A 3,219-nucleotide genomic window follows, 5' to 3' on the forward strand; every position below is an offset into this window, starting at 1 on the left:
CTTCTCGGCGATCCGCGCAAGGTTGCGCAGGATCGTGGTCGCTGCCTTGATACGATCGTTGGGATCCTCGATATCCCGGATGAACACGATCTTCATGTCGGGGCGGACCTTCGCGAAGGACGCCTGTTCGGTGACGTAAGAGATCAATCCATTGGGGTTGGCGAAAGAGTTGTCGCGGAAGGACACGATGATGCCCTTCGGCCCGCCATCGACCTTCTCGACATTGGCGCGGCGGCACAACACCTTGATCGCCATGATCTTCAACAGCTGATCGACCTCCGTCGGCAACGGGCCGAACCGGTCGATCATCTCCGCTCCGAAGGTATCGATCTCGGCGTCGGTCTCGAGCGTCGAAAGGCGGCGATAGAGCCCGAGGCGCAGTTGCAGATCGGAGATGTAACTCTCGGGGATCATGACTGGGGCGCCGATGGCGATGGTCGGCGACCATTGATCCTCCGTCGGCTCTTCAATGCCGGCCTTCAATTGAGCGACCGCCTCTTCCAGCATCTGCTGGTAGAGCTCGTAACCCACTTCCTTGATGTGGCCGGACTGCTCTTCGCCGAGCAGGTTGCCGGCGCCTCGGATATCGAGATCGTGCGAGGCCAGTTGGAAGCCTGCGCCAAGAGTATCCAGGGTCTGCAAAACCTTGAGGCGGCGCTCCGCCTGAACGGTCAACGTTCGGTTCGCGGGGACCGTGAAGAGGGCGTAGGCACGCGTCTTCGAGCGCCCGACACGCCCACGCAGCTGGTAGAGCTGCGACAATCCGAACATGTCGGCGCGGTGAACGATCAATGTGTTGGCGGTCGGAATATCGAGGCCCGACTCGACGATTGTCGTCGACAGCAGAATGTCGTACTTGCCCTCGTAGAACGCGGTCATGACATCTTCGAGCTGTCCTGCCGCCATCTGGCCATGGGCAATGCCGACTTTCGCTTCCGGAACTTCGCGATCCAGGAAAGTCTTGACGTCAGCCAGGTCGTCGAGGCGAGGCACTACATAGAAAGCCTGCCCTCCCCGATAGCGTTCGCGAAGCAGGGCCTCGCGCGCCAGAAGCGGGTCGAACGGCGTGACGAATGTGCGCACCGCAAGCCGGTCGACCGGCGGCGTGGTGATCAGCGAGAGCTCTCTCACACCGGTAAGCGCCAGTTGCAGAGTGCGCGGAATCGGGGTCGCCGACAGCGTCAGAACGTGTACCTCGGCCCGCAAGGACTTGAGGCGTTCCTTGTGGCTGACGCCGAAATGCTGTTCCTCGTCGATGACGATGAGGCCGAGATCCTTGAACTGGATCGACTTTCCAAGGAGCGCATGCGTTCCGACGACGATATCCACCGAACCGTCGATAATCCCCTCTTTCGTCTTCTTCATTTCGCCCGCCGGGACGAAGCGTGAAGCCTGCGCGATGTTGAGCGGAAGGCCGCGGAAACGCTCGCAGAACGTCTTGTAGTGCTGGCGCGCGAGAAGCGTCGTCGGCACGACGACGGCGACTTGCTTGCCATTCATCGCGGCGACGAATGCTGCGCGAAGCGCGACTTCCGTCTTGCCGAATCCGACATCGCCGCAGACCAGCCGGTCCATGGGGCGGCCGCTGGCGAGATCGTCCAGAACCGCCTCGATGGCGTTGAGCTGATCCTCGGTCTCGTCATAGGGGAAGCGGGCGGCGAACTCGTCGTAGAGACCTTCGGGTGGGATGAGGCGCGGCGCTTCCTTCAGGATGCGTGCGGCGGCGATCTTCATCAGCTCACCCGCCATTTCGCGGATACGCTGCTTCATGCGCGCCTTGCGCGCCTGCCAGTTCCCGCCACCGAGCTTGTCGAGTTGAACCTCGGTTTCTTCTGAGCCGTAGCGGGTCAGGAGCTCRATGTTCTCGACCGGCAGGAAAAGCCTGTCACCGCCGGCGTAATGAAGCTCGAGGCAATCGTGCGGCGCTCCGGCCGCCTCGATCGTCTGCAAACCGACGAAGCGCCCGATGCCGTGATCGACGTGGACGACGAGATCTCCCGGTGTGAGCGCGGCGACCTCGGTCAGGAAATCCTGCGGGCGCTTCGATTTGCGTTTCTGGCGCACAAGTCGATCGCCGAGAATATCCTGTTCGCTGATGACAGCGAGGCCGGGCATCTCGAATCCGGATTCCAAACTCCAGACCGCGACCGGGATCTCACTCTTCGGCAGCGCCAGGGCATCCGCCAAACGGGACACGGGTTTCGTCTGCCGCAGATCATGGTCCTGCAGCACGTGGCTGAGGCGCTCGCGCGAGCCTTCCGACCACGCCCCGACGATGACGCGATGATCCGACTTCTGGAGGTCGCGAATATGCTGAACGGCGATCTCGAAAACGTTGGTGGATTCGTCTGCACGCTCGGCGATGAAGTTACGCCCTCGTCTCACCTCGCAATCGATGACGACACGGCCTGCCTGTTCTGGAATCGCAAAAGGCGTCAGCCGCGCGAGCGAAACATCCGCAATGCGCGAAGCCCATTCGTCGGGCTTCCAGTAAAGCAGCTCCGGGGAAAGCGGCCGATAAGGCGCGACACCTGGTTGGCTCTCGCCCATCGCTGCGCGGCGGGCGTCGTAATAGTCCTGAACCTGCGACAACCGTTCTGCCGCGGCGTCGTCCGCAAGCGTGTCGAAGACGACCGGTACGCCGGGGACATAATCGAGCAGGGTATCGAGATGGTCGTGGAAGAGCGGCAGCCAATGCTCGACACCGGGATACCGGCGCCCCTCGCTTACAGCCTCGTATAATCGATCGTCGCGGGTCGGCGCTCCGAAAGTGGCCGCATAGGCCTGCCGGAACCGACGAATGCTCTCGGTCGTCAGTTGCACTTCGCTCATGGGGACGAGATCGAGCGAGCGCAAAGTACCCACGGTGCGCTGGGTTTCCGGATCGAAGGCGCGGATCGATTCCAGCGAGTCGCCGAAGAAGTCGAGCCGGACCGGATTGGGCAAGCCGGCGGGATAGAGATCGATGATGCCGCCGCGCACGGCATATTCACCCGTGTCCCGAACGGTTCCCGAGCGCAGGAACCCATTGATCTCAAGCCATTCGATCAGAAGTTTCGTATCGATCACATTGCCCGGCGCCGCCGAGAACGTCTCCTTCGCGATCCTGGCGCGCGGCGGCACCCGTTGGACCAGGGCGTTGACTGTCGTGGAGAGAATCCGGGGCCTCTCTTCGGAGGTTTTCGAGCGGGCGAGACGGGCCAGCGTCGTCATGCGTTG

1 protein-coding gene is annotated in these 3,219 nt (G+C 62.2%); it reads right to left on the reverse strand.

What is annotated here, in order from left to right:
* A partial coding sequence (gene mfd / locus AC1DT3_RS16120; protein WP_477466257.1) for a transcription-repair coupling factor occupies nucleotides 1–3,219 on the reverse strand: 3,219 nt, incomplete at both ends.

The sequence above is a fragment of the Microvirga sp. P4_G7 genome, assembly GCF_056401005.1.